The 23,803-nt window shown below is 63.7% G+C and carries 25 protein-coding genes; 20 read left to right on the top strand and 5 right to left on the bottom strand.

What is annotated here, in order from left to right:
- Positions 1-66 precede the first annotated feature (66 nt).
- From LMTR21_RS30705 to LMTR21_RS30670, 8 genes are all read left to right on the top strand, one after another.
- Complete coding sequence (locus tag LMTR21_RS30705; RefSeq protein WP_065752656.1) at positions 67-1,050, top strand: tripartite tricarboxylate transporter substrate binding protein BugD; 984 nt, start codon at positions 67-69, stop codon at positions 1,048-1,050.
- Positions 1,051-1,225: 175 nt separating this feature from the next.
- The gene (locus tag LMTR21_RS30700) at positions 1,226-2,020 is read left to right on the top strand and encodes a thymidylate synthase (protein ID WP_065752655.1); all 795 of its coding nucleotides are present in this window, start codon (positions 1,226-1,228) and stop codon (positions 2,018-2,020) included.
- A gap of 19 nt (positions 2,021-2,039) precedes the next feature.
- Positions 2,040-2,525: a GNAT family N-acetyltransferase gene (locus LMTR21_RS30695; RefSeq protein ID WP_065752654.1), complete on the top strand. Its 486-nt coding sequence runs from the start codon at positions 2,040-2,042 to the stop codon at positions 2,523-2,525.
- On the top strand, positions 2,525-3,037 hold the full coding sequence (locus tag LMTR21_RS30690) for a dihydrofolate reductase (RefSeq protein WP_065752653.1): 513 nt from the start codon (positions 2,525-2,527) through the stop codon (positions 3,035-3,037). The genes LMTR21_RS30695 and LMTR21_RS30690 overlap by 1 nt, the downstream gene beginning before the upstream one ends.
- Positions 3,038-3,207: 170 nt before the next feature.
- Positions 3,208-4,353: an FtsH protease activity modulator HflK gene (hflK, locus tag LMTR21_RS30685; protein WP_065752652.1), complete on the top strand. Its 1,146-nt coding sequence runs from the start codon at positions 3,208-3,210 to the stop codon at positions 4,351-4,353.
- Complete coding sequence (gene hflC, locus LMTR21_RS30680; RefSeq protein WP_065752651.1) at positions 4,350-5,249, top strand: protease modulator HflC; 900 nt, start codon at positions 4,350-4,352, stop codon at positions 5,247-5,249. The genes hflK and hflC overlap by 4 nt, the downstream gene beginning before the upstream one ends.
- A gap of 99 nt (positions 5,250-5,348) precedes the next feature.
- Positions 5,349-5,549: a DUF2065 domain-containing protein gene (locus LMTR21_RS30675; protein WP_028350308.1), complete on the top strand. Its 201-nt coding sequence runs from the start codon at positions 5,349-5,351 to the stop codon at positions 5,547-5,549.
- Positions 5,550-5,814: 265 nt separating this feature from the next.
- The gene (locus LMTR21_RS30670; RefSeq protein WP_065752650.1) at positions 5,815-7,320 is read left to right on the top strand and encodes a Do family serine endopeptidase; all 1,506 of its coding nucleotides are present in this window, start codon (positions 5,815-5,817) and stop codon (positions 7,318-7,320) included.
- A gap of 155 nt (positions 7,321-7,475) precedes the next feature.
- On the opposite strand, the gene LMTR21_RS30665 is transcribed toward LMTR21_RS30670, so the two are convergent.
- From LMTR21_RS30665 to serB, 3 genes are all read right to left on the bottom strand, one after another.
- Entirely contained in the window at positions 7,476-7,859 is a 384-nt protein-coding gene (locus LMTR21_RS30665; protein ID WP_065752649.1) for a restriction endonuclease, read from the bottom strand.
- A gap of 130 nt (positions 7,860-7,989) precedes the next feature.
- Complete coding sequence (locus tag LMTR21_RS30660; RefSeq protein ID WP_084030579.1) at positions 7,990-8,376, bottom strand: winged helix-turn-helix domain-containing protein; 387 nt, start codon at positions 8,374-8,376, stop codon at positions 7,990-7,992.
- Between the two features lie 97 nt (positions 8,377-8,473).
- Positions 8,474-9,376, bottom strand: coding sequence for a phosphoserine phosphatase SerB (serB, locus tag LMTR21_RS30655; protein ID WP_065752647.1), 903 nt, complete (start codon positions 9,374-9,376; stop codon positions 8,474-8,476).
- On the opposite strand from serB, the gene miaA reads away from it, so the two are divergent.
- The 9 genes from miaA (at position 9,375) to LMTR21_RS30610 (ending at position 18,825) form a co-directional block, all read left to right on the top strand.
- On the top strand, positions 9,375-10,337 hold the full coding sequence (gene miaA, locus LMTR21_RS30650) for a tRNA (adenosine(37)-N6)-dimethylallyltransferase MiaA (RefSeq protein WP_065752646.1): 963 nt from the start codon (positions 9,375-9,377) through the stop codon (positions 10,335-10,337). The two genes, serB and miaA, sit on opposite strands and share 2 nt — an antisense overlap.
- 384 nt (positions 10,338-10,721) lie before the next feature.
- A complete protein-coding gene (locus tag LMTR21_RS30645; protein ID WP_065752645.1) occupies positions 10,722-12,497 on the top strand; it encodes an acetolactate synthase 3 large subunit in 1,776 nt (591 codons plus the stop codon).
- Between the two features lie 144 nt (positions 12,498-12,641).
- Complete coding sequence (locus LMTR21_RS30640; protein WP_065752644.1) at positions 12,642-13,628, top strand: threonine dehydratase; 987 nt, start codon at positions 12,642-12,644, stop codon at positions 13,626-13,628.
- 25 nt (positions 13,629-13,653) lie between these two features.
- Complete coding sequence (ilvN, locus tag LMTR21_RS30635; RefSeq protein ID WP_057838623.1) at positions 13,654-14,196, top strand: acetolactate synthase small subunit; 543 nt, start codon at positions 13,654-13,656, stop codon at positions 14,194-14,196.
- Between the two features lie 2 nt (positions 14,197-14,198).
- Complete coding sequence (locus LMTR21_RS30630) at positions 14,199-14,894, top strand: class I SAM-dependent methyltransferase (protein ID WP_065752643.1); 696 nt, start codon at positions 14,199-14,201, stop codon at positions 14,892-14,894.
- 6 nt (positions 14,895-14,900) lie between these two features.
- On the top strand, positions 14,901-15,791 hold the full coding sequence (locus LMTR21_RS30625) for an EamA family transporter (protein WP_065752642.1): 891 nt from the start codon (positions 14,901-14,903) through the stop codon (positions 15,789-15,791).
- A gap of 7 nt (positions 15,792-15,798) precedes the next feature.
- Entirely contained in the window at positions 15,799-16,404 is a 606-nt protein-coding gene (locus LMTR21_RS30620) for a LysE family translocator (protein ID WP_065752641.1), read from the top strand.
- Positions 16,405-16,551: 147 nt separating this feature from the next.
- A complete protein-coding gene (ilvC, locus tag LMTR21_RS30615) occupies positions 16,552-17,571 on the top strand; it encodes a ketol-acid reductoisomerase (RefSeq protein WP_065752640.1) in 1,020 nt (339 codons plus the stop codon).
- A gap of 93 nt (positions 17,572-17,664) precedes the next feature.
- Positions 17,665-18,825 carry an IS110 family RNA-guided transposase gene (locus tag LMTR21_RS30610; RefSeq protein ID WP_148636028.1) on the top strand — a complete coding sequence of 387 codons (1,161 nt, stop codon included), beginning with the start codon at positions 17,665-17,667 and terminating at the stop codon, positions 18,823-18,825.
- Between the two features lie 837 nt (positions 18,826-19,662).
- Here the strand turns inward: LMTR21_RS30610 and LMTR21_RS30605 are convergent.
- Entirely contained in the window at positions 19,663-20,769 is a 1,107-nt protein-coding gene (locus tag LMTR21_RS30605; protein ID WP_065755942.1) for a DUF2336 domain-containing protein, read from the bottom strand.
- A gap of 458 nt (positions 20,770-21,227) precedes the next feature.
- Between LMTR21_RS30605 and LMTR21_RS30600 the strand changes: the two genes are divergently transcribed.
- From LMTR21_RS30600 to LMTR21_RS30590, 3 genes are read left to right on the top strand one after another with little or no spacing between them, the layout of a single operon-like run.
- The gene (locus LMTR21_RS30600) at positions 21,228-22,079 is read left to right on the top strand and encodes an SDR family oxidoreductase (protein ID WP_065755941.1); all 852 of its coding nucleotides are present in this window, start codon (positions 21,228-21,230) and stop codon (positions 22,077-22,079) included.
- A gap of 5 nt (positions 22,080-22,084) precedes the next feature.
- A complete protein-coding gene (locus LMTR21_RS30595) occupies positions 22,085-22,453 on the top strand; it encodes a lysozyme inhibitor LprI family protein (protein WP_065755946.1) in 369 nt (122 codons plus the stop codon).
- The gene (locus LMTR21_RS30590; protein ID WP_065755940.1) at positions 22,450-22,692 is read left to right on the top strand and encodes a hypothetical protein; all 243 of its coding nucleotides are present in this window, start codon (positions 22,450-22,452) and stop codon (positions 22,690-22,692) included. Before LMTR21_RS30595 ends, LMTR21_RS30590 begins: the two co-directional genes overlap by 4 nt.
- Positions 22,693-22,803: 111 nt before the next feature.
- On the opposite strand, the gene LMTR21_RS30585 is transcribed toward LMTR21_RS30590, so the two are convergent.
- Positions 22,804-23,775, bottom strand: a complete 972-nt coding sequence (locus LMTR21_RS30585; protein WP_065755939.1) for a quinone oxidoreductase family protein — start codon at positions 23,773-23,775, stop codon at positions 22,804-22,806.
- Positions 23,776-23,803 lie beyond the last annotated feature (28 nt).

The raw sequence follows: 23,803 nt of genomic DNA, 5'->3' as shown, positions 1-23,803 counted from the left end.
TTTCTATGCCATGGAAAATGCCGACCCGGCGGGTTCGGCATTTGTAACGGATTTCGGGAGATCAGAATGAATTGGTACGGTCGCTCGCTGGCGAGCGGTTTTCTGGCAGTGCTTGCCGGACTGGGCTTGTCCTCGTCGCAGGCGCTGGCGCAGGCCTATCCGACGCGTAACATCACCATGATCGTGCCGTTCGCGGCGGGCGGGCCGACTGACGTCATCGCGCGCATCGTCACCGGCCACATGGCGCAGACGCTCGGTCAGACCATCATCATCGAAAACGTGGTCGGCGCTGGCGGCACCACCGCCACGACGCGCGCGGCGCGGGCCGCCAATGATGGCTATACGCTGATTACCGGGCATATGGGCACACATGCGGCCTCCGTGCCGCTTTATCCCAAGCTCGCCTATCACCCGGAAAAGGACTTCGAACCGGTCGGATTGCTCGCCGGCACGCCGATCCTGATCCTGGCGCGCAAGGACCTGCCGCCGAAGGATCTCAAGGAATTCATCGCCTACGTCAAAGCGAATGAGTCCAAGATCAACGCCGCACATGCAGGCGTCGGCTCGGTATCGAACGTATCGTGCGAATTGCTGCACTCGGTGCTTGGCGTGAAGCCGATCGGCGTGCCCTTCAACGGCACTGGTCCGGCGATGAACGCGCTGGTGGCCGGGCAGGTCGATTACATGTGCGACCAGATCGTCAACGCCGTGCCGCAGATCAATGGCGGCACCATCAAGGCCTATGCGGTGGCAACGCCCGAGCGCAATCCATCGCTGCCCAACGTTCCCACTACCGCCGAGGCCGGCCTGCCGGCGTTCCAGGCCCAGGCGTGGAACGCGATCTTCGCGCCGAAGGGAACGCCACCCGATGTCGTCGCCAAATTGAACGCTGCGGTGCTCAAGGCGCTGGACGACGAAACCGTGCGCAAGCGCCTGCTCGAACTCGGCAGCGTCATCCCGCCGGCCGCGGATCGCACCCCGGCGGCGCTGGGAACACTCGTGAAGAACGAAATCGCCAAGTGGACGCCGGTGCTCAAGGCGGTCAATTGATCCATACAATCAAGGCTATGGGCAAGGGGGCGGGACGCTGGTTCCGCCCCTTGTCGTTTGTCCGGGAGATGATCATTTTTCCGGGTATAATCGGTGTTTGACGCCGAATCGGCGTGTCGATCGGATGTCCCGGCCGCTAAATTCGCCGTCCCGATAAAGGCCTGAAGCACCAGCCATGAACCAGTATCACGACCTGCTCGAACGTATTCTCAGCGACGGCGCGGAGAAGCACGACCGCACCGGTACCGGCACGCTGTCGATCTTCGGTCACCAGATGCGGTTCAACCTTTCGTCCGGCTTTCCGATGCTGACCACCAAGCGGCTGCCGCTGAAGGCGATCGTGCACGAATTGCTCTGGTTCCTGGCCGGCGACACCAACATCAAGTACCTAAAAGACAACGGCGTTTCGATCTGGGATGAATGGGCCGACGCCAACGGCGATCTCGGTCCGGTCTATGGATCGCAATGGCGCTCATGGCCGGCGCCGGACGGCCGCAGCATCGACCAGATCTCGAACGTCATCGACATGATCAAACGTAACCCGGATTCGCGGCGCCTGATCGTGAGCGCCTGGAATCCGGCCGACGTCGACAAGATGGCGCTGCCGCCCTGTCACTGTCTGTTCCAGTTCTACGTCGCCAACGGCAAGCTTTCCTGTCAGCTCTATCAGCGCTCGGCCGACGTGTTCCTCGGCGTGCCCTTCAACATCGCGTCCTATTCGTTGCTGACCATGATGGTCGCGCAGGTGACGGGATTGAAGCCCGGCGATTTCGTGCATTCGCTCGGCGATGCGCATCTCTACTCCAACCATCTCGAACAGGCGCGGTTGCAATTGACGCGGCCGACGCGGCAATTGCCTGCCATGAAGATCAATCCTGATGTGAAGGACATTTTCGCCTTCCGTTACGAGGATTTCGCGCTCGAAGGCTACGACCCGCACCCGCATATCAAGGCCGAAGTCGCGGTATGAGTCGCGGTGTGAGCATCTGATGTCTCTCACGATCCGCCGTGCGCGCCCGGGCGAAGCGGGACTTGTCCTGTCCTTCGTTCGCGAACTCGCCGAATACGAAAAGCTGCTGCACGAAGTGGAGGCGACCGAAGCCGACATTGACACGGCCCTGTTCGGCGCCAATCCGCGCCTGTTCTGCGAAATCGCCGAATGGGACGGGATGCCTGCCGGCTTCGCGGTCTGGTTCGTCAATTTCTCGACCTTCAGCGGCCGCTCCGGAATCTATCTGGAAGATCTGTTCGTCCGTCCGGCGCTGCGCGGCAAGGGAATCGGCAAGGCACTCCTTGTGCATCTCGCAAGGGAATGCGTGGCGAATGGCTGGTCGCGTCTGCAATGGTCGGTGCTCGACTGGAACACGCCGTCGATCGCGTTCTACAAATCGCTCGGCGCGGAGCTGATGGACGAGTGGACGATTTGCCGGGTCGGCGGTCCGGCGCTTGCGGCGCTGGCGCAGGGGACGCGATGATGGAAATTGTTTTCGTCGTAGCGGTCGCGGAGAACGGCGTGATCGGCGCAGCCGGCGCCATTCCGTGGCGGCTGAAATCCGACATGGCGCACTTCAAGGCGCTGACGACGGGAAAGCCTGTGGTGATGGGACGCAAGACTTTCGTCTCGATCGGACGGCCGCTACCCGGACGGACCAATATCGTCGTCACCCGTGACAGCGGCTTCCGTGCCGACGGCGTCGTGGTTACCCATTCCTTCGCCGACGCTAAGGCGATCGCCACCGGCGATGCGCTGCGACGTTTCGCCACTGAGATCGCCGTGATTGGCGGTGCGGAAATCTACGCGCAATGGATGGACAGCGCCGATCGCCTGGAGATTACCGAGGTGCACGCCCGTCCCGAGGGCGACACGCGTTTCCCGGCGCTTGATCCAACCGCATGGGAAGAGGTGGCGCGCGTGCGAAATCCGGCCGGTCCGGACGACAGTGCCGATTTCTCCTATGTGACATTTCGCCGGCGCCATCAGCGTTAACCTCGCTAACCAATGTTTGCATTGACAATTATGGCGTCAGGCATAGCTGCTTCGAGCAGGAAGCTTGCGTTGTAAGGGCCCGGGCGGTCCCCTATAAAGCCGGGCAGATATGCGAGGCTGAGGCATCCCCCAACAGGCGGACGCGGGTCCCCCCGCAGAGGAGAGTTTATATGCCGTGGAAGAATCAAGGCGGGGGCCCCTGGGGTCAGGGTCCCAAAGGACCGTGGGGCGGTGGACCGCAGTCGGTCGGGCCGAGGCCGCCTGATCTGGAGGACCTTCTGCGGCGCGGCCAGGACAGGCTGCAGCAGCTGCTGCCGGGTGGGCATTTCAGCAGTATGGGCATCGCGCTGGTGCTGGCCGGCGCGCTGGTGATCTGGGGATTGTCGGGCTTCTTCCGCGTGCAGTCGGAAGAGCTCGGCGTGGTGCTGCGCTTCGGCAAGCATGTGCGCACCGTGGAGCCCGGTCTGAACTATCATCTGCCCTATCCGATCGAAACCGTGCTGCTGCCGAAGGCGCTGCGCGTGTCCACCCTCTCTGTCGGCATGTCGCTGATCGACGACCCGGCGCGGCGCGGCCGCACCATGCGGGACGTGCCGGAAGAAAGCCTGATGCTGACCGGCGACGAAAACATCGTCGACGTCGATTTCACCGTGCTGTGGCGGATCAAGCCCAACGGCGTTGGCGATTTCCTCTTCAACATCCAGAATCCGGAAGGCACGGTGAAGGCCGTGGCCGAAAGCGCGATGCGCGAGGTGATCGGGCGTTCGCAGATCCAGCCGATCCTCACCGGCGCGCGCAACACGACCGAGCAGGCCGTCCATGAGCTGATGCAGAAGACGCTGGATAGCTACGGCTCCGGCGTTCAGATCACGCAGGTGCAGATGCAGAAGGTCGACCCGCCCGCGCAGGTGATCGACGCGTTCCGCGATGTGCAGGCTGCGCGCGCCGACTTCGAGCGCCTGCAGAACGAGGCGCAGACCTATGCCAACCGCGTCGTGCCCGACGCGCGCGGCCGCGCTGCGCAGATTCTGCAGGTCGCCGAAGGCTACAGGGAACAGGCGATCGCCGAGGCCAAGGGCCAGAGCGCGCGCTTCACGAAGGTGTACGAAGAATACAACAAGGCCAAGGACGTGACGCGGCAGCGAATTTACCTGGAGACGATGGAGCGGATTCTCGGCGGGTCCGAGAAGCTGGTCTATGACGGCGGCAACAACGGGCAAGGCCAAGGCCTCGTGCCGTATCTGCCGCTCAGCGAATTGACGCCGCGCCGTCCGGCGCCGACCGCCGGTCAGCAGCAGAGCGGAGGCACGCGATGAGGTCTCCGGTTGCAGGTATTGTCAGCCTGATCCTGCTGTTCGCCCTCGTGATCGTGGGTTACAGCTCGATCTTCACGGTGCAGCAGACCCAGCAGGCGCTCGTGGTCCGGCTCGGCCGGCCCGTGGCCGTCGTGTCCGAGCCGGGCCTGAACTTCAAGGCGCCGTTCATCGATACTGTCATCAACATCGACAAGCGCATTCTCGATCTGGAAAATCCGTCGCAGGAAGTCATCGCTTCCGACCAGAAACGGCTCGTGGTCGACGCCTTCGCCCGCTACCGGATCAAGAACCCGCTGCGCTTCTATCAGAGCATCGGCTCGATCCAGGCCGCCAACGTCCAGCTCACCACGCTGTTGAACGCGGCGCTGCGCCGCGTGCTTGGCGAGGTCAGCTTCATCAATGTGGTGCGCGACGAACGCGACGGCTTGATGACGCGCATCCGCGAGCAACTCGACAGGGAGGCCGACCAGTACGGCATTCAGGTGGTCGACGTGCGTATCCGACGCGCCGACCTGCCGGAACAGAACAGCCAAGCGGTCTACAAGCGTATGCAGACCGAGCGTGAGCGCGAGGCCCAGGAGTTCCGCGCCCAGGGCGGCCAGAAGGCGCAGGAGATCCGCTCGAAGGCCGATCGCGAGGCGACCGTTATCGTTGCGGAGGCCAATTCGACCGCCGAGCAGACGCGCGGTGCGGGTGACGCCGAGCGCAACCGGCTGTTCGCCGAGGCCTATGGTCGGGATCCGGATTTCTTCGCCTTCTATCGTTCGATGTCGGCTTACGAGACCGGGCTCCGCTCCAACGACACCCGTTTCCTGCTACGGCCGGATTCCGAGTTCTTCCGCTTCTTTGCCAATCCGTCCGGCCACCCGCCGGCGGCCGCGGCACCGAAGCAGTAAATCTCGGGCCGGGGATATATCCGGTCAACGGCGAAGCGGAGGGGCCGCTTCGCCGGCATAAAAGCAAAAGGCGCTTGAATAGCGGGGGGATGCCATCCGATGAGGTCCATAGCGTTCGCCGACTTCCTCATCGGTGTGGGCATCCTCTTTGTGCTCGAAGGCCTGATGTTCGCTGCGAGCCCGGCATGGATGCGTCGGGCGATGAAGAGCGCGCTGGCAACGCCGGACAACATCCTGCGGATCGTCGGCATAGTTTCGGCGGTTGTCGGTCTGCTGCTGATCTGGTTCGTGCGGCGGTAGTTCCAGCCGCCGTCATTCCGGGGCACGCGAAGCGTGAACCCCAATGTGCAATTGCACATTGTGGAATCTCGAGATTCCGGGTTCGCATCTTCGATGCGCCCCGGAATGACGGTAATCAACGGCCGAAAAACAGCTCCGGCACCAACGCAATCGTGAGCCGTCTGGCGCCGGTTTTTCGCCGGAATATCAGGTGCAGATGCTTGCGCCTCGGACCCGTTCGGGCGCAGTGTGGACCCAAATCGACCCCTTTTGGAGATAACCCGATATGACCGGTGTCAGACCCGCTTTGACGAGCCGCCTGCGCCTGCTGGGGATTGCGATCTCGTTCAGCGCCGCCAGCATGCTGGCGTCGGCGCCGGCCAGCGCGCGCGGGCCTGATGGCATCGCTGACATCGCCGAAAAGGTGATCGACTCCGTCGTCAATATCTCGACCTCGCAAAGCGTGGAGGCCAAGGGGGGCGGCCGCGAGGCCATGCCGCAATTGCCGCCGGGCTCGCCGTTCGAGGAGTTCTTTGACGATTTCTTCAAGAACCGGCGTGGCGGATCGCCCAAGGGCGGCGAGCGAGGCGAAATGCAGCCGCCGCGCAAGACCAATTCGCTCGGCTCCGGCTTCATCATCGATGCCGCAGGCGTCGTCGTCACCAACAATCACGTCATCGCGGATGCCGACGAGATCAATGTGATCATGAACGACGGCACCAAGATCAAGGCGGAGCTGGTCGGCGTCGACAAGAAGACCGACATCGCGGTCCTGAAGTTCAAGCCGGTGAAGCCGATCGTTGCGGTGAAGTTCGGCGATTCCGACAAGCTGCGGCTCGGCGAATGGGTGATCGCGATCGGTAACCCCTTCAGCCTCGGCGGCTCGGTCACGGCCGGCATCGTGTCGGCGCGCAACCGCGACATCAGCCAGGGACCGTATGACAGCTACATCCAGACCGACGCCTCCATCAACCGCGGCAATTCCGGCGGTCCACTGTTCAACCTCGAAGGCGAAGTCGTCGGCGTCAACACGCTGATCATCTCGCCGACCGGCGGTTCAATCGGTCTCGGTTTCGCGGTGCCGTCGAAGACGGTGTCCCGCGTGGTCGATCAGCTGCAGCAGTTCGGCGAATTGCGCCGTGGCTGGCTCGGCGTGCGCATTCAGCAGGTCACCGACGAGATCGCCGAAAGCCTCAATATCAAGCCCGCTCGCGGCGCACTGGTGGCCGGCGTCGATGACAAGGGACCGGCGAAGCCCGCCGGCATCGAGCCCGGCGACGTCGTCGTCAAGTTCGACGGCAGGGACGTCAAGGATCCGAAGGATCTTTCCCGCGTCGTCGCCGACACGGCGGTCGGCAAGGAAGTCGACGTCGTCATCATCCGCAAGGGTAACGAGGAGACCCGCAAGGTCACGCTCGGCCGCCTCGAGGATACTGAAAAGGTGCAGCAGGCCGCCGCCAAGACCAAGGAAGACCCCGTCGAGAAGCCGGTGACGCAAAAGGCGCTCGGGCTCGATCTTGCCACGCTGAGCAAGGACCTGCGCACGAAGTACAAGATCAAGGAGAGCGTGAAGGGCGTCATCGTGACCGGTGTCGACGGCTCCTCCGATGCCGCCGAAAAGCGGCTCTCCGCCGGCGACGTCATCGTCGAGGTGGCGCAGGAGGCGGTCACCAATGCCGCCGACATCAAGAAGCGCGTCGACCAGCTCAAGAAGGACGGCAAGAAGTCGGTGCTGCTGCTGGTCTCGAACGGCGAGGGCGAATTGCGCTTCGTGGCGCTCAGCGTGCAGTAACGCTGTGTGAGCGTGGTGGCTGCTCCGCCCGACCATGTCGTCCCTGCGAACGCAGGGACCCATAACCACCGCGCCGATTGAAGCAAAGGTAACTGGCCCCATCGCGTCACGGTTAGGCCGCGGCGTATGGGTCCCTGCGTTCGCAGGGACGACGGTCACGTCAGCGAGACCACGGCCAGAAAGTGGATCGGCTCGAGGCGCAGCTTCGACCGCTTCACTTCGGGTATCTTGCTGTAGTGCTGCAGCCAGAGTTCGAGAAAGCGGTCGAGGTCGACCAGCTCGATGTGGACAGCGCCGTTGCCGGCTTCACGGCGCGCCTCACGTGAGAAGCCGCCGGAAGAAACGAACAAGCCGATTTCGCGGTTACCCCGGATGATGCCGCGAAGCGCTGCGACATCTTCCCGCGACGCCGTCTGGTCGCGGTGTTTCACCTGGACCCGGATATGCGGCGTCTGCGCGCCCAGCGGATCGATATAGGCCAGGATATCCGTCCCGCCATCCGAGCCCGGTTTTGAAACGGTGCTGGTGGCGTACCCCATCCCTTCCAGCAGCGCGGCGACCAGGTTCTGAAACTCGTAGCCCGAAAGGGTGTCGAGATAGGTGTCGATTTCATCGCGCGCCTTTTCCTTGGCATCCTCGAACAGGACCGACGTATCGGGTGGCGGCGTTTCATCGACGGCGTTGGCAATTCCGGCGTCGATCTTGCTCTTCTGATGGCTCCAGCGCTTCCCGGTAACGGGATCGCATCAGGCGCTTGAGTTCGTAGTCAGGCAGGGTCACGAACTTCTGGCCCTCATCCGTGACGCGCCATCGTCCGTCCGACTTGACGAGCAATCCGGCCTTGGTTGCCGCGACGGAAAGGAAGTGCAGCGCGGCGCGCCACCGCGGCAGCCCCGATCCCTTCATTATCTCCTTGTCGAAATCATCCAGCGGGAGCTTTGATTCGATCTCCGCGTAGATATCGCGCGGACGCATGCCGTCCGGGTGAGCCCTTAAGAGTCCTAGTACGAATTTGATAAGTGAAACGCCACGATCAACCGTCCTAGGTTGGCTCATTGCGACCTCTTAAGATGCTCTTTTGTGCAAGCTACTTAAGGTTGCTCATCGTCGCAATAGGTTCACGTTGCTGGCGTGAGCAACGAACCGTTTTCAATTAGTCCGCGAACTCCTCGCGCCGATAGCCCTGCGCATAGAGCAACGCAGTGAGATCGCCGTAGTCGATCCGCGCGGCGGCGGCAGCCGCAACCGCCGGCTTGGCGTGATAGGCGACGCCGAGTCCCGCCGCCTGGATCATGCCGAGGTCGTTGGCGCCGTCGCCGGTCACCAGCGTGTCGATCTCGTCGAGGTCGAAGGATTCGCGCAGCTCGATCAACGTCGCGAGCTTGGTGGCGCGGCCGAGAATCGGTTCAGTGATTTCGCCGGTGAATTTGCCGTCGCGCACTTTCAGCTCGTTGGCGCGGTTTTCCTGGAAGCCGATTTTTGCCGCCACCGCAGTGGTGAACAGCGTGAAGCCGCCCGAGATCAGGCAGGTGTAAGCGCCGTTGGCGCGCATGGTCATGACCAGCTCGCGGCCTCCCGGCGTCGGCGTGATGCGCTTGGCCAGCACCTCGTCGACCACGCCGACCGGCATGTCCTTCAACAGCGCGACGCGCTCGCGCAGCGCCGGCTCGAACTCGATCTCGCCGCGCATGGCGCGTTCGGTGATGGCGGCGACGTGGGCTTTCAGCCCGGCGAAGTCGGCCAGCTCATCGATGCATTCTTGGCCGATCATGGTGGAATCCATGTCTGCCAGAAAAAGCTTCTTGCGCCTTGTCGCGGCAGGCTGCACGACAATGTCGATCGGCAGGTCGCCGCGCGCCTGTTGCAGGCGGGTTTCGATCGCCTTGATGTCGTCCGGGCTATTGACCTTGCTGTCGAAGGGAATGTCGACTGCGACCTCGTTGAACAGCCATTGCGCCGTTCCCGGCGAGGGGAGAACCGCCAGCGCGCCGTCGACAATGGTACTGTCGAGCGCCGGATTGGCCGGGTTGCAGATGAGGGTGGCGACGAGGGACATGCAGGCGCATCAGCTTAGTTTGAGCAAGGCCGTGCTTATCGCAGGGCCGACCGCCAGCGGCAAGTCGGCCCTGGCGCTCGAATTGGCGCAAAAGGCCGGCGGCGTCGTCATCAACACCGATTCCATGCAGGTCTATCGCGATCTCCGCATCATCACGGCCCGGCCGACGGAGGAGGAGGCGCGCGTTCCGCACCGGCTCTATGGCCATGTCGATGCCGCGGTCAATTTCTCGGCGGGCGCCTGGGTGGCGGATGCCGAAAAGGTACTGGCGGAAGCGCGCGCGGAAAGACGTCTGCCGATCTTCATTGGCGGCTCCGGCCTCTACTTCAAGGCGCTGACGCGCGGCCTCTCCGCGGTGCCGGCGATCCCCCCGGAAGTGCGCGAAGCCGTGCGCGCCCGGCTGGAGCGCGATGGCGTCGAGGCGCTGCATGCAGAGTTGGCACTGCGCGATCCTGTGTCAGCCGAACGCCTGAAGCCGCGTGACCGCACCCGGATTGCCCGCGCGCTGGAGGTGATCGAGGCGACCGGCCGCGCGCTGCCCGACTGGCATCGCGAAGGTCTGCCGCCGCTGCTGCCGCCGGGCGAATTCATGGCACTTTTCCTCGCGCCCGAACGCGACCAGCTTTATGCGCGGATTGATGCGCGGTTCGGCGCGATGCTGGACACTGGTGCGCTGGAAGAAGTCGCCGCGCTCGCTGCGCGAAAACTCGATCCCTTGCTGCCGGCGATGAAGGCCCATGGCGTGCCGGCCTTGATCCGCTACCTCGGCGGCGAGATCACGCGCGAAGAGGCCGCTGAAATCGGCCGCGCCGATACCCGTCACTACGCAAAACGGCAATTCACCTGGTTCCGGCACCAACTGCCGGAGTTTGAATGGGTAACGCCGGAAGCGGCGAGGGGGTGGGTCGGCACCGTCATTCCGGGGCGCGAAGCGAACTATGGTGCGCACTTGCGCACCTGAGAATCTCGAGATTCCGGGTCTGGTCCTTCGGACCATTCCGGAATGACGTCGGAGTAACGCCCCGCCGCATGGCTGCACGCGCAAAATTCCCCCTCGCCGAATGGCCGGAACACGGTTACACTGCCTAAATCGCGCCGAAAGCGTCCATCCCTTGACTTCCAGGAGCCGGACGGTATAACCCGCGCAACCTTTGGGAAGTCCGAGCCGCAAAATGCGTAATATTATTACCAAACTCCTTATCGTCGTCGTACCCAGGCGCACCGCCGGGGGTGGCTAGCGGCCACCCAAATTCAGGCGGTGTGCATGGGGCCTCTCGGGCCCCTTTTTATTTCCCAGGACAGACAACCGAAAGAAGCCGCGCCAACAGCGCATCCGGAGCAGACCATGACCGACCAGAGCAACGACCCCAATCAGATGACCGGCGCCGCGATGATCGTGCGCGCGCTCATCGATCATGGCGTCCAGCACATTTTCGGCTATCCCGGCGGCGCCGTGCTTCCGATCTATGACGAGATTTTCCAGCAGAGCGAGGTCGAACACATCCTGGTGCGGCACGAGCAGGGCGCCGGCCACGCCGCCGAAGGCTATGCGCGCTCGACCGGCAAGCCGGGCGTCGTGCTGGTGACGTCGGGCCCCGGCGCCACCAACATGGTGACGCCGCTGACGGACGCGCTGATGGATTCGATCCCGCTGGTCTGCATCACCGGGCAAGTTCCTACTCACTTGATCGGCAACGACGCGTTCCAGGAATGCGACACCGTCGGCATCACCCGTCCCTGCACCAAGCACAACTGGCTGGTGCGCGACGTCAACGATCTCGCAAAAGTGCTGCACGAAGCCTTCTATGTCGCGAGTTCAGGCCGTCCTGGCCCGGTCGTGGTCGATGTCCCCAAGGACGTGCAGTTCGCAACCGGTACCTATCATCCGCCGCGCAAGGACGATGTGCACGTTTCCTACACGCCGCGCGTGAAGGGCGACCCGACGCAGATCCGTAAAGCGGTAGCGCTCTTGGCTTCCGCCAAGCGGCCGGTGATCTATTCCGGCGGCGGCGTCATCAATTCCGGGCCCGAGGCGTCGAAGCTCCTGCGCGAGCTGGTCGAGGTCACCGGATTCCCGATCACCTCGACGCTGATGGGGCTGGGCGCCTATCCGGCGTCGGGCAAGAACTGGCTCGGCATGCTCGGCATGCACGGCACCTACGAGGCCAACATGACGATGCATGGTTGCGACGTCATGCTGTGTGTCGGCGCGCGCTTCGACGACCGCATCACCGGCCGCACCGACGCGTTCTCGCCGGGCTCGAAGAAGATCCACATCGACATCGATCCATCCTCGATCAACAAGAACATCCGTGTCGACGTACCGATCATCGGCGATGTCGGCAACGTGCTGGGCGACCTGTTGCAGGTGTTCAAGGCCGAAGCGAAGAAGCCTGACATCAAGACCTGGTGGCAGGAGATCGCTACCTGGCGGGCGCGCAATTCGCTCGCCTACAAGAAGAGCAACGACGTCATCCTGCCGCAATACGCCATCCAGAAGCTGTTCGAGGCGACGCGCGGCCACGACACCTACATCACGACCGAGGTCGGCCAGCACCAGATGTGGGCCGCGCAGTTCTTCGGTTTCGAGGAGCCGCATCGCTGGATGACGTCGGGAGGATTGGGCACCATGGGCTACGGCCTGCCGGCCGCGCTCGGTGTACAGGTCGCGCATCGCGACAGCCTCGTGATCGACATCGCCGGCGACGCCTCGGTGCAGATGACGATGCAGGAAATGTCGACGGCGGTTCAGTTTGAACTGCCGATCAAGATCTTCATCCTGAACAACCAGTACATGGGCATGGTGCGGCAGTGGCAGCAGCTTCTGCACGGCAACCGGCTGTCGCATTCGTACTCCGAAGCGCTGCCGGATTTCGTCAAGCTCGCGGACGCCTTCGGCTGCGTTGGCATCCAGGCGGTCAAGCCTGGCGATCTCGACGGCGCGCTGAAGGAGATGATCAAGGTCAAGCGCCCGGTGCTGTTCGATTGCCGTGTTGCGGCGCTGGAAAACTGCTTCCCGATGATCCCGTCCGGCAAGGCGCACAACGAAATGCTGTTGCCGGTGGAAGCGACTGACGAAGCAACGGCCGCAGCTTTCGCCGGCGGCAAGGCGCTGGTGTGAGGTCGCCAGACACATATTCCGCTGTCATCGCCCGGCTTGATCGGGCAATCCAGTACGCCGTGGCATCTCGATTCATTTCGAACGTCTCTGGAATACTGGATCCCCGCATTCGCGGGGATGACGAGCATACGAGAGGATCGAGAAGTGTTTGACCTCGCAGAGCTCGAACGCGCGCATGGGATTGTGGGGCAGGCGGTGCCGCCGACGCCGGCGCATGCCTGGCCGCTGCTCGCGCAGCGGCTGGGGACGCGCGTCGTGGTCAAGCACGAGAACCACACGCCGATCGGCGCTTTCAAGGTGCGCGGCGGGCTGGTCTATCTCGACCGGCTGAAGCGCGAGCGGCCGAATACGCCCGGGATCATTTCCGCCACCCGCGGCAATCACGGCCAGAGCCTGGCGTTCGCGGCTTCCCGTCACGGCGTTCCGGCGGTGATCTACGTGCCATCAGGCAATTCGGTGGAGAAGAACCGCGCCATGCGCGCGTTCGGCGCCGAGCTGGTCGAGCACGGCGAGGATTTTCAGGCGGCAGCCGAAGAAGCCCAGCGCCGCGCCCAGTTCGCCGGCCTGCACATGGTGCCGTCGTTCCACAGGGATCTCGTGCTCGGCGTCGCCACCTACGCGCTCGAACTGTTCCGCGCCGCGCCCGACCTCGACATTCTCTACGTGCCGATCGGGCAGGGCTCCGGCATCTCCGGCTGCATCATGGCGCGCGACCTGCTCGGGCTGAAGACGGAAATCGTCGGCGTGCAATCGACCGAAGCGCCGTCCTACGCGCTGTCCTTTGCTGCGGGAAAGATCGTGACCACCGAAACCAGCAACACGCTGGCCGACGGCATGGCGACGCGCATTCCCGATCCGGACGCCTTCGCGCTCATCCGCAAGGGCGCCTCGCGCATCGTGCAGGTGACCGACGATGAGGTCGGCGCCGCGATCCGCGCCTACTGGACCGATACGCACAATCTGGCCGAAGGCGCCGGCGCAGCCGCGCTCGCCGCCGCGCTGCAGGAAAAGCAAAAGCTCGCCGGCAAGCGTGTCGGCCTGATCCTGTCAGGCGGCAATATCGATTTCGATCTGTTCCGAAAATGGGTCGGGACGGATGTCACGGCAGCCGCGCAACGGGCGATGGCGTAACGAGAGGACATGTAAGGGGACGACCATGAACCAGCCCGCATCCGCCTACTTCCTGGAAGAGCGCCACGATCCCAACGAGACGCACACGCTCTCGGTGTTGGTGCAGAACGAGCCCGGTGTGCTCGCGCGCGTGATCGGCCTGTTCTCCGGCCGCGGCTACAACATCGACAGTCTCACCGTCTCCGAGACCGAGAGCCAGAAACATCTCTCGCGCATCACCATCGTCACCACGGGTACGCCGATGGTGATCGAGCAGATCAAGCACCAGCTCGACCGCATGATCCCGGTCTACCGCGTCGTCGACATGACGATCACCGGCCGCTCGATCGAGCGGGAACTCGCCATGGTGAAGGTGGTCGGCCGCGGCGACAGCCGGGTCGAGGCGCTGCGATTGGCGGATGCGTTCCGCGCCCGCGTGATCGACGCCACGACCGAAAGTTTTGTGTTCGAGATCACAGGCAACTCATCGAAGATCAGTCAATTTATCGACCTGATGCGCCCGCTCGGCCTTCTCGAGGTATCGCGCACTGGCGTTGCCGCAATCGGGCGTGGGCCTGAGGGGATGTGAACATGCTGGCGCGTGACTGGTATTACACTCAACGAAGGCGGCTCGGGCTCGATCGCGCGGTCGCCTCGATCTACGACCGGCATGACGACAGCGACGAGCGTGCCCGCGCCGCGCTCACCATGCTCGGTGTGCAGCCGGGCTGGCGGGTGGCCGATATCGGTTGCGGCAACGGCGTGCTGGCTTGCGAAGCGGCGCTGATGGGGGCGGAGGTCGATGCCATCGACATATCGCCGGCCATGCTGGCGCTTGCCGATATCCAGGCCCGCGACCGCAAGATCGCGATCCGCACCCAGCCGGCCGGCATGCTGAGCTTTGCCTACCAGCCCAATTCCTACGATCTGATCGTCAGCGAATTCACGCTGCATCATCTGCCGGATTTCTGGAAAGCGGTGGCGCTGGCGCGGATCTATGCCGCGCTGAAGCCCGGCGCGAACTTCTACCTGCGCGACATCGTCTTCGTCAGCATGCCCGACGGCGTCGAGCGCGATGTCGACCAATGGGCCGATTTCACCATCAAGAACCACGATTTCCAGCGCGAAGGCGTGGTCACGCATATGCGCGACGAGTACTCGACCTTCGGCTGGGTCATCGAGCGCATGCTGACCGATATCGGCTTCACGCTGGAATCGGTCGACTATCACGCGCCGCTTCACGGCACCTATCTCCTGCGCAAGCCAAAGCCGGACCAACAGAGCTAGAAAAAAATGAAACCGGCGGATGTCTGCATCGCCGTGCTGGTAGCGGTGATCTGGGGCCTTGCTTTCGTGGCCAGCCGGATCGCGCTCGACGAGTTTTCGCCGGAACTGATGACGACGCTGCGCTTTTCCATCGCCGCCTTGCCGTGCCTGTTCGTGGCGCGGCCGAAGGTTTCGTGGACGGTGCTGGTCTCGATCAGCTTCACACTGTTCCTCGGCCAGTTTCTGGCGCAGGCCTTCGCTATCGCGCATGGCGTTCCCGTCGGCCTCTCCAGCGTGATCGTGCAGAGCCAGGCGCTGTTCACCATCGGCTTTGCCGCGCTGTTGTTTCGCGAGCGACCGGGCCCGTGGCAGACGGTCGGTATCGGCATCGCCACGGTTGGCCTGCTGATGATCTGCGGCACCGTCGGTTACGATTTCAGCGTCAGCGCTTTCGCCATATTGATGATCTCGCCGCTCAGCTTCGCGGCCGGCAACCTGCTGCTCCGGCGCGCGCAGGGCGTGCCGATGTTCGACCTGTTCGCATGGCTGTGTTTAGTCGCGGCGGTTCCGCTGCTGGCGCTGACGCTGGTCAGCAATGGCCTGCAGCCGACCTGGCATGCGCTGACCCACATGTCGCTCACCGGCCTGATGTGCATGATCGGTCTCGGCGGCATCTCCACCAGCATCGCCTACTGGCTGTGGGGCCGGCTGCTGCGGGACTATCCGGCGGCGCAGGTGGTGCCGTTCGCGCTGCTGGTGCCATTCGTCGGTTCCGCGGCCTCGAGCGTGGTGTTCGGTGAAACCTTCGGGCCGCTGCGGCTCGCCGGCATGATCACCGTGGTCGGCGGCATCGCCGTCATGCTGCTGTCCAAACCTACCCAGGCTTCAGAAAAACAAGTTCTGCCAAAGATCGCGTGAGGCCCCCATGTCGCAATCGCTACTGATCGCCTTCGTCATGTTCGCCACCGTGATGTTCTTCACGCCAGGGCCGAACAACATCATGCTGCTGTCGTCGGGGCTCACTTACGGCTTTCGTCCGACCATCCCCCACATCCTCGGCATCACGGTCGGATTTGCCTTCATGGTCGGTGCGGTCGGCCTTGGGCTTGGCACCATCTTCATCGCCTATCCGGTGCTGCAGACCATCCTGAAATATGCCGGCGCGGCCTATCTGATCTATCTGGCCTGGGCGATCGCGATGTCCGAACCGCCTTCCGCCGAGGAGGACAAAAGCCGCGGCCATCCGATGACGTTCTGGGGCGCGGCCATGTTCCAGTGGGTCAACGCCAAGGGCTGGGTCATGGTGATCGGCACCATCACCGCCTATGCGGCGATCGCCGCCTATCCCTGGAACATCGCGATCCAGGTCGGCCTCAGCCTGCTGCTGGGGATCCTGTCCTGCACCGCCTGGGCCCTGTTCGGCACCGCGCTGCGGCCGGTCCTGACCTCCCGCCGGGCGGTGCGGGCCTTCAACATCGTCATGGCGGTGCTGCTGCTGGCCTCGCTCTATCCGGTCTTCATGGACGCATGATGCCGCACCGGGCCATGCATAAACGGGTTTCCCATGGGCAGGAAAATGCTCTAGACAACGCCGGAAATTCGCGGGCGACCGGCGGTCACCACCCACCCAAATGCCTGATTAACCGGCCCTTTTTGGCCATCGCTTGAGGAAACGACCATGCGTGTTTATTACGATCGCGACGCCGACCTGAACCTGATCAAGGGCAAGAAGGTCGTCATCGTCGGCTACGGCAGCCAGGGCCACGCCCATGCGCTGAACCTGAAGGACTCCGGCGTCAAGGAAGTCGCCATTGCGCTCCGCAAGGGCTCGGCCTCAGCCAAGAAGGCGGAAGCCGCCGGCTTCAAGGTGATGGAAGTCGCCGAGGCCGCCAAATGGGCCGACCTCGTCATGATGCTGACCCCGGACGAACTGCAGGGCGACATCTACCGCGAGCACCTGCACGACAACATGAAGAAGGGCGCCGCGCTCGTCTTCGCCCATGGCCTCAACGTTCACTTCAACCTGCTCGATCCGCGCGCCGATCTCGACGTGCTGATGATCGCGCCGAAGGGCCCCGGCCACACCGTGCGCTCGGAATACCAGCGCGGCGGCGGTGTGCCCTGCCTGATCGCGATCGCCAAGGACGTCTCGGGCAACGCCCATGACCTCGGTCTCTCCTACGCCTCGGCCATCGGCGGCGGCCGCGCCGGCATCATCGAAACCACCTTCAAGGAAGAGTGCGAGACCGACCTGTTCGGCGAGCAGGTGGTGCTCTGCGGCGGCCTGGTCGAGCTGATCAAGGGCGGCTACGAGACGCTGGTCGAAGCCGGCTACGCCCCCGAGATGGCCTATTTCGAGTGCCTGCACGAGGTGAAGCTGATCGTCGACCTGATCTATGAAGGCGGCATCGCCAACATGAACTACTCGATCTCCAACACCGCCGAGTACGGCGAATACGTCACCGGCCCGCGGATCGTCACCGCCGAAACCAAGGCCGAGATGAAGCGCGTCCTCGCCGACATCCAGGGCGGCAAGTTCGCCCGCGACTGGATGCTGGAGAACAAGGTCAACCAGACCTCATTCAAGGCGACCCGCGCCAAGCTCGCCGCCCACCCGATCGAGGAAGTCGGCGCCAAGCTCCGCGACATGATGCCGTGGATCAAGAAGGGCGCGCTGGTCGACAAGACCAAGAACTAAGGCAAGCGCCGGTCTGGTAGATTCCATGAGGCGGTGAGCGTGGCCTTTCCGATAAGGTTTGGGTTTCCACACTCGAACCCCTCGGAGAGTCAGATGCAAGCATCCACCGTAGCCACGCCCACCGCCGGCCATATTGGCACAATTTTCGTTGCAATCGAACTGAGCCAGCGGAGCTGGCGGGTCGCGCTGCACAGCCCGGACAAGGACAAGATATCGCACCACAAGCTGGAGGGTGGCGATCATGCCGAGCTGTTGGCGTTGGTGGGTCGGGTTCGGGAGCGGGCGGCTCGAACGCTGGGAGGCGTTCCGGCGGTGGCGAGCTGCTACGAGGCGGGCTACGACGGGTTCTGGCTGCACCGGCTGCTGCTGGCGGCCGGCATCACGAACTACGTGTTTGATCCCGCCAGCATTGCGGTGGACCAGCGGGCGCGGCGGGTGAAGACCGACCGGATCGATGGCGAGCGGATGCTGCGCACGCTGATGGCGTATCTGCGCGGCGAGCCGCGGGTGGTGCGGATCGTCCGGGTGCCTGCAGCCGAACAGGAGGACGCCCGCCGCGGCAGCCGCGAACGCGACCGGCTGATCAAGGAGCAAACCGCTCACACCAACCGGATCAAGGCACTGCTGCGGCTGCGGGGCATGGCGGTCGGGAACCCGCGGCGGCGCGACTGGCTGAGCTGGCTGGCAACGCAGCGGGATTGGCAAGGCCAGGCGGTGCCGCCGCGGATGCTGAGCGAGATCCGACACGAGCACGCGCGGCTGATGCTGGTGCGCGATCGGCTCGACGTGCTCGCGCAGGAGGCGGCCGCAGCGGAGCCAATGCCTGCGGAAGCCGAGATGACCCGGCGCAGCGAACTGCTGCGCCGGCTCAAATGTCTCGGCCCGGCGTTCGCGACGACGCTGACCAGCGAGGTGTTCTACAAGGACTTCCGCAATCGCCGCGAGGTCGGGAGTTATTTCGGACTGACGCCCAGTCCATGGCGGAGCGGCGGCATCGACCGCGACCAGGGCATCAGCAAGGCGGGCAACCCGCGCGCCCGCTGTGCCGCGATCGAACTGGCCTGGCTGTGGCTGCGGCATCAGCCGGACAGCAAGCTGACCTTGGAGTACCGCAAGCGCACGCTCGATGCCGGCAAGCGCATCAAGCGCGTCGCCATCGTCGCCCTGGCGCGCAAGCTGATGGTGGCGCTGTGGCGCTACCTCACGACCGGTCTCGTGCCGGAAGGCGCGGTGCTCAAGGCCGTAAAGATCTAACCACTTTCAACGAACGCGTCAGCGTCGCGGCATCTGCCGCGGTCAGCGCGGGATGGATGGTGACCGTGCCACCCTTGGGCCAGCAAACAGGCTGTTTCGTAGATGGGTCTCATCCTCGTGGCTTCCTCGCCGCATGCATGCGGAATGTGGGTGCGGATCACAGCGGTCCGACCGGATATGAGGTGATGCAGTGAGCAACTGCATAAATCGCCGGAAGCCAGTCCCTGAGCGCACCGACCGCGGCGGCACGCTGCGCTACGCATGGCTCCGCGCGCCGCCGCTCCACCGAACGTAAAAATCACATCCAAGCCCTGTCGGGATGCTTGACTCAAAACGCCTCATATGAGGGTGGGCAAAGCGCAGCGTGCCCACCACTAACGGTGACGCCTGGGAGAGATGGTGGGCACGGCGCGATGCGCCTTTGCCCACCCTACGGCTCCGGGGCAGACCGGTATTGAAACACCAAATCTTAAGTCTTGCTCGACAATATCCGGCGAGATCGCGCCCCGCGGTCTCGCCGTTTCCTTGAAGGATTGATGCTTCAAGCACATTCTTCAACGCGCCGCTCGCAGCACGCCAGCCCCGCCGAAACGAAGAACTGATGCGTCACGCACATTCTAGGCGCGAAGCAATCTCACCAGTTACATCAGCGACGAAAAAGCCAGCGTTTGCAGATTCAAAGCGTGGGTTCTTAATCTGCATTCGATGCGTGTGCCGCTCGCGGATCAGGCCGATCCTCAAGCGAGCCGGGCGCGGGAGCGCTACGTTCTGCGCGCTCACCTGTTGGATCAGCGCAGCGAAGCGGCACCTTGATAGATGCCGCTTGTCCGGCCGGACTCAATGCGTCCGGATGATCGGCTCTTTCTCGATCTTGTTGTGCAACTGCCAGAAGCGGACGGTGCGCTGGGCCGTCTCCATCGACAGCTTGCGGAAATCGCGTTGCGCGATCTCCAGCGTCTGTTCGCTGATCGCTGGCTTGACCGGCCGGTTGCGCAGGATCGACTCGACCGTCGGCCAGTTCAGCTTCGCCGAGCGGCAGGGAATCAGGATCAGGTCGGCCCGCGGCCCTTCCATCAGCCTGGCCGTCATTTCCACCGGCATTTCGTTGAGAACCGCCAGCGCTACGGTGACCTCGTCGAACTTGTTCGATTCGGCGAATTTGTAGACCGCCGCATCGTCGAGTTCGTTCAGCCCCTTCATCAGCTTCACCAGCTCCTCGGCAACGCCGAAGCTGCGGCTTGGGGGCGGCGCCTCGCGGGCGATGTCGTTCAGGACCCGCTTGATCTCTTCCTGCACCGTGGGCGGCGCGATAGCGAGCAGCCGGGCGCGGACCGTCTCCTTGGCGCGGCGCAGCAGGTCACCCATGAACTTTTGCGGGAAATCGGCGCGCAGGCCGAGGGCCTCGACCAACTCATCGTCCGCACCGGCGCGCGCGACGATGCTGGAAAAGCCCTGGTCGGAAAACCTGGCGCCGGCATTGTTGGCGAGTTTGCGGATCACCTGGCCTTCGCCGCGGTCGACGATGACGTCGGTCACCGCCGCGGGCAGTTCGGCGCGGCCGGAAATCGCGAGCAGGTGGTCCTGTCCCTTGCTGCTGGCGATTTCAACCAGCACGTCGGTGCCGAGTCGGCTGGAATGGGTCAGTACATTGCTGGCGACCTCGATCTCGTCGTCCCAGGCGAGATGCTGGATCACCTCGAACGGGGCGTAGTCGAGCGGCGCCAGCCGTTTGGAAAGCTCCGCCTTGGCCCGCGTTTCGACGCGCGCGATCAGGAGGCAGAGCACGTCATCGAAGACCTTGACCTGGTCGTCGCTGAGACGTTCTCCGTCGTTGAGGAAGAGGTCGGTGACCTGCCGCAGGGTTTCCACCCGCTTGGCGGATGAACCGCCCCTGACGGCGTCTTCGAGTTCGGCAATGATCGAGTGTGCGGGCTGTTGCACCATTCTGGGCAGCCTGTCGGTTGTTGATGGGTTGGCGCACACCATGGCGAGCCGAGCCTTACACCCGCGTTAAAGGCGTGGCCGGGCAGGACTACACGTGGCTGCATCCGAAACGGGCAATACATGGATTTCGATCGCCGTCGGCCACGCCGACGTCGAAAGCATGCCGAGCATTGCAAATGCCGCGTTGCGAATTGCTTTACCAAGGCGATCGGGGCGTATGCGGCGATTTCACGCGATAAATCGCGCATGTCTGACAGGATCGGGCTTGCGGCGCCGCTTCCGGTATCCCGGTCCGGCTGCTATCCTCACCAAACCGTTCCCGGGAAAAATCGAATAGCAACTTGCCGAACAAGACGCCGTCAAGGCTGGACGCACCCCGCGAAGGAAGCACGCCAACCGGCGCTTAAGCATTCCTTCACGACGAACTTCATTAAAACCTCCGACCAAGGGCTTGGACCATGAGATCTGTCGTCGTCACCGGCGCTTCCACCGGCATCGGCTGGGCCAGTGCAAAATTGCTGCTCGACCGCGGCTTCCGCGTGTTCGGCAGCGTCCGCAAGCAGGCCGACGCCGACCGCCTCAAAGGCGAGTTCGGGCCGAGCTTCACGCCGCTGATCTTCGACGTCACCGACGAGGCCGCGGTGCTGGCCGCCGGGCGCGAGGTTCGCGCCGTCCTGAATGGCGAAACGCTGGCCGGCCTCGTCAACAATGCCGGGATCGCGGTGTCAGGTCCGGTGCTGGAGCTCGCCGCCGACGAATTCCGCCGCCAGATGGAGGTCAATTTCATCGGGCCGATCATCGCGACCCAGGCGTTCGGGCCGCTGCTCGGCTCCGATCCGACCCTGAAGGGGCCGAAGGGACGGATCGTGATGATCTCCTCGGTCGCCGGCAAGAACGGCAATCCGATGACCTCGGCCTATTCCGCCTCCAAGCACGCCATCGAGGGATTGTCGGAGAGCCTGCGCCGCGAGCTGATGCTGTTCGGGATCGACGTCATCATCATCGCGCCGGGCGCGGTCAAGACGCCGATCTGGAGCAAGGCCGAGGAGGTCGACATCTCGCCCTACAAGAACTCGCCGTATTTGCCGGCGCTGGAAAAGATCCGCGCCTATATGCTTGCGCTTGGTGCGAAGGGATTGCCGGCCGAGATGATTGCCGAGAAGGTTTTCGAGGCCTTGACGCTGCCGAAGCCGAAAGTGCGCTACACAATCACGCCTGATCCGATGCAGCTGTTCATGGCTGCCGTGTTGCCCAAGCGCACAATCGACAGGATCGTCGCCAAACGCCTCGGGCTGACGCCGCAGGGATGAGCATGATGCTGCGAACCGTACTCGGCGCCGCGACGCTGCTGGCGCTGGTCTCGATCGCCCATGCGGGCGATCAGGACGTGTCAGAACAATCCTGCGACGGCAACACCTACCAGATGGTCGAATGCCTCAAGGCGAAGACCGCGCAATGGGACAAGCGCCTGAACACGGCCTATCAGAAGGCACTGGGCGCCGCGGGTGACAAGCAGCGCGAACAGTTCCGCGCCGCGCAGCGGCTGTGGATCCAGTATCGCGACGCCAACTGCCTCTATTACGGAATGGGCGAGGGCACCATCGCGCGGCTCGAAGCCGGCGAATGCATGCGCAGCATGACGGAAGCGCGCGCCAAGGAGCTGGAAGGCATCGGCCAGCAGTGACGACCGGCAAGACCAGGGCGGAATTGACCGAGATCGCTGACCAGGCGCTTCGCAGCCAGCCGGGATGCGAAACCGCGTCCGTTCCTGCCGTGCGCGGGCTTCCCAACATCCGCGAGGGACGAAACTGGGAAATTCCCAACGTGTTTCTCGGTGACAGCCTGATCAGTGACGTCGACCGTGCCGTGATGTCTGTGCATCGCCGGCTCGGGCGGAAGTACCATTTGCTGACCGGTGATTAGCGCGGACTCGAGGACGCTGCTCACATCGCTTCAGAATCATGAAGGGCGGCCGCGTACAGAGCGCCACGCGCCGCGGCCATCGTGAAGTACGGCGTCAATGGCGGCTTCCACTTACGGTTTCAGAACGATGGCGCCGGCCGACCTTCCGTGTTCGAGGGCTTCGTGCGCGCCCGCAGCATCGGACAATGCGTAGGTCTTCCAGACCGACGGCTTGATGATACCGCGTTCCACGGCGTCGAACACGTCGAGGACGCGCTCACGATATTCGCCGATCTCGGTCGCGTGCGCAGCCAGTCCGGGACGCGTCAGAAAGAGCGAGCCCTTGGCGTTAAGCGTTCCAACTTCTACCGGCGGAGGCGCGCCCGTCGAGGCGCCGAACGACACCATCGTACCGCGCGGCCGCAGACTGTCCAATGAGGCGGCAAACGTGGTCCGTCCGACACCGTCATAGACGACGTCGGCCATACGACCAGCCGTCAGCCGCCTGATCTCGGCCGGAAGGTCTTCGTTCCAGATTACGACGGCATCGCATCCCGCCGCCTTCGCGCGCGGAGCGCTCGCGTCCTTCGATACGACACCGATCACGAAGGCGCCCAAGTGCTTCGCCCAGGGCGCGAGGATCTGGCCGAGCGCTCCAGCGGCGCCATAAAGCAGAACCGTCGTCCCGGACTTGACTTGAAACGTGCTCTTGATGAGGTACTGGGCCGTGATGCCCTTGAAGATCACCGCCGCCGCATCCTCGGACTTGATTGCGTCCGGAAGCTTGACCAGACGATTAGCGGGATAGAGGCGGCCGGTCGCATAGCTGCCAAGGGGACCGAGCGCGTAGCCGACCCGATCGCCGACCGCGACGTTCTCGACATCGGGGCCAATCGCCGTGACGCGTCCCGCGCCCTCCAGTCCGAGACCGCTCGGCAGCGGTATCGGCACCGCGCCATTGCGTTGCGTGACGTCGAGGTAATTCACGCCAATGGCGTCGTGCTCTATCCAGGCTTGACCGGACTTGGGAGCTTCCTGTTCGACCTGCTCGAGCCTGAGGACGTCAGGTCCTCCCGTGGTTTCTATTCGAATTGCCGAAGTCATCTCGTTCTCCAGAATTGCTCCCTTGCCC

This window comes from Bradyrhizobium paxllaeri (assembly GCF_001693515.2).
Classification (GTDB): domain Bacteria; phylum Pseudomonadota; class Alphaproteobacteria; order Rhizobiales; family Xanthobacteraceae; genus Bradyrhizobium; species Bradyrhizobium paxllaeri.
Note: the sequence above shows the minus strand (reverse complement) of the source record. Positions and strands in the feature narration are given on the sequence as shown.

What these genes read in the sequence shown, in the direction of transcription:
- LMTR21_RS30705 (WP_065752656.1), top strand. Translation starts at nt 67, where the DNA reads ATGAATTGGTACGGTCGCTCGCTGGCGAGCGGTTTTCTGGCAGTGCTT.
- LMTR21_RS30700 (WP_065752655.1), top strand. Translation starts at nt 1,226, where the DNA reads ATGAACCAGTATCACGACCTGCTCGAACGTATTCTCAGCGACGGCGCG.
- LMTR21_RS30695 (WP_065752654.1), top strand. Translation starts at nt 2,040, where the DNA reads ATGTCTCTCACGATCCGCCGTGCGCGCCCGGGCGAAGCGGGACTTGTC.
- LMTR21_RS30690 (WP_065752653.1), top strand. Translation starts at nt 2,525, where the DNA reads ATGGAAATTGTTTTCGTCGTAGCGGTCGCGGAGAACGGCGTGATCGGC.
- hflK (WP_065752652.1), top strand. Translation starts at nt 3,208, where the DNA reads ATGCCGTGGAAGAATCAAGGCGGGGGCCCCTGGGGTCAGGGTCCCAAA.
- hflC (WP_065752651.1), top strand. Translation starts at nt 4,350, where the DNA reads ATGAGGTCTCCGGTTGCAGGTATTGTCAGCCTGATCCTGCTGTTCGCC.
- LMTR21_RS30675 (WP_028350308.1), top strand. Translation starts at nt 5,349, where the DNA reads ATGAGGTCCATAGCGTTCGCCGACTTCCTCATCGGTGTGGGCATCCTC.
- LMTR21_RS30670 (WP_065752650.1), top strand. Translation starts at nt 5,815, where the DNA reads ATGACCGGTGTCAGACCCGCTTTGACGAGCCGCCTGCGCCTGCTGGGG.
- LMTR21_RS30665 (WP_065752649.1), bottom strand. Translation starts at nt 7,859, where the DNA reads ATGGGGTACGCCACCAGCACCGTTTCAAAACCGGGCTCGGATGGCGGG.
- LMTR21_RS30660 (WP_084030579.1), bottom strand. Translation starts at nt 8,376, where the DNA reads ATGAGCCAACCTAGGACGGTTGATCGTGGCGTTTCACTTATCAAATTC.
- miaA (WP_065752646.1), top strand. Translation starts at nt 9,375, where the DNA reads ATGCAGGCGCATCAGCTTAGTTTGAGCAAGGCCGTGCTTATCGCAGGG.
- serB (WP_065752647.1), bottom strand. Translation starts at nt 9,376, where the DNA reads ATGTCCCTCGTCGCCACCCTCATCTGCAACCCGGCCAATCCGGCGCTC.
- LMTR21_RS30645 (WP_065752645.1), top strand. Translation starts at nt 10,722, where the DNA reads ATGACCGACCAGAGCAACGACCCCAATCAGATGACCGGCGCCGCGATG.
- ilvN (WP_057838623.1), top strand. Translation starts at nt 13,654, where the DNA reads ATGAACCAGCCCGCATCCGCCTACTTCCTGGAAGAGCGCCACGATCCC.
- LMTR21_RS30630 (WP_065752643.1), top strand. Translation starts at nt 14,199, where the DNA reads ATGCTGGCGCGTGACTGGTATTACACTCAACGAAGGCGGCTCGGGCTC.
- LMTR21_RS30625 (WP_065752642.1), top strand. Translation starts at nt 14,901, where the DNA reads ATGAAACCGGCGGATGTCTGCATCGCCGTGCTGGTAGCGGTGATCTGG.
- LMTR21_RS30620 (WP_065752641.1), top strand. Translation starts at nt 15,799, where the DNA reads ATGTCGCAATCGCTACTGATCGCCTTCGTCATGTTCGCCACCGTGATG.
- ilvC (WP_065752640.1), top strand. Translation starts at nt 16,552, where the DNA reads ATGCGTGTTTATTACGATCGCGACGCCGACCTGAACCTGATCAAGGGC.
- LMTR21_RS30610 (WP_148636028.1), top strand. Translation starts at nt 17,665, where the DNA reads ATGCAAGCATCCACCGTAGCCACGCCCACCGCCGGCCATATTGGCACA.
- LMTR21_RS30605 (WP_065755942.1), bottom strand. Translation starts at nt 20,769, where the DNA reads ATGGTGCAACAGCCCGCACACTCGATCATTGCCGAACTCGAAGACGCC.
- LMTR21_RS30600 (WP_065755941.1), top strand. Translation starts at nt 21,228, where the DNA reads ATGAGATCTGTCGTCGTCACCGGCGCTTCCACCGGCATCGGCTGGGCC.
- LMTR21_RS30595 (WP_065755946.1), top strand. Translation starts at nt 22,085, where the DNA reads ATGCTGCGAACCGTACTCGGCGCCGCGACGCTGCTGGCGCTGGTCTCG.
- LMTR21_RS30585 (WP_065755939.1), bottom strand. Translation starts at nt 23,775, where the DNA reads ATGACTTCGGCAATTCGAATAGAAACCACGGGAGGACCTGACGTCCTC.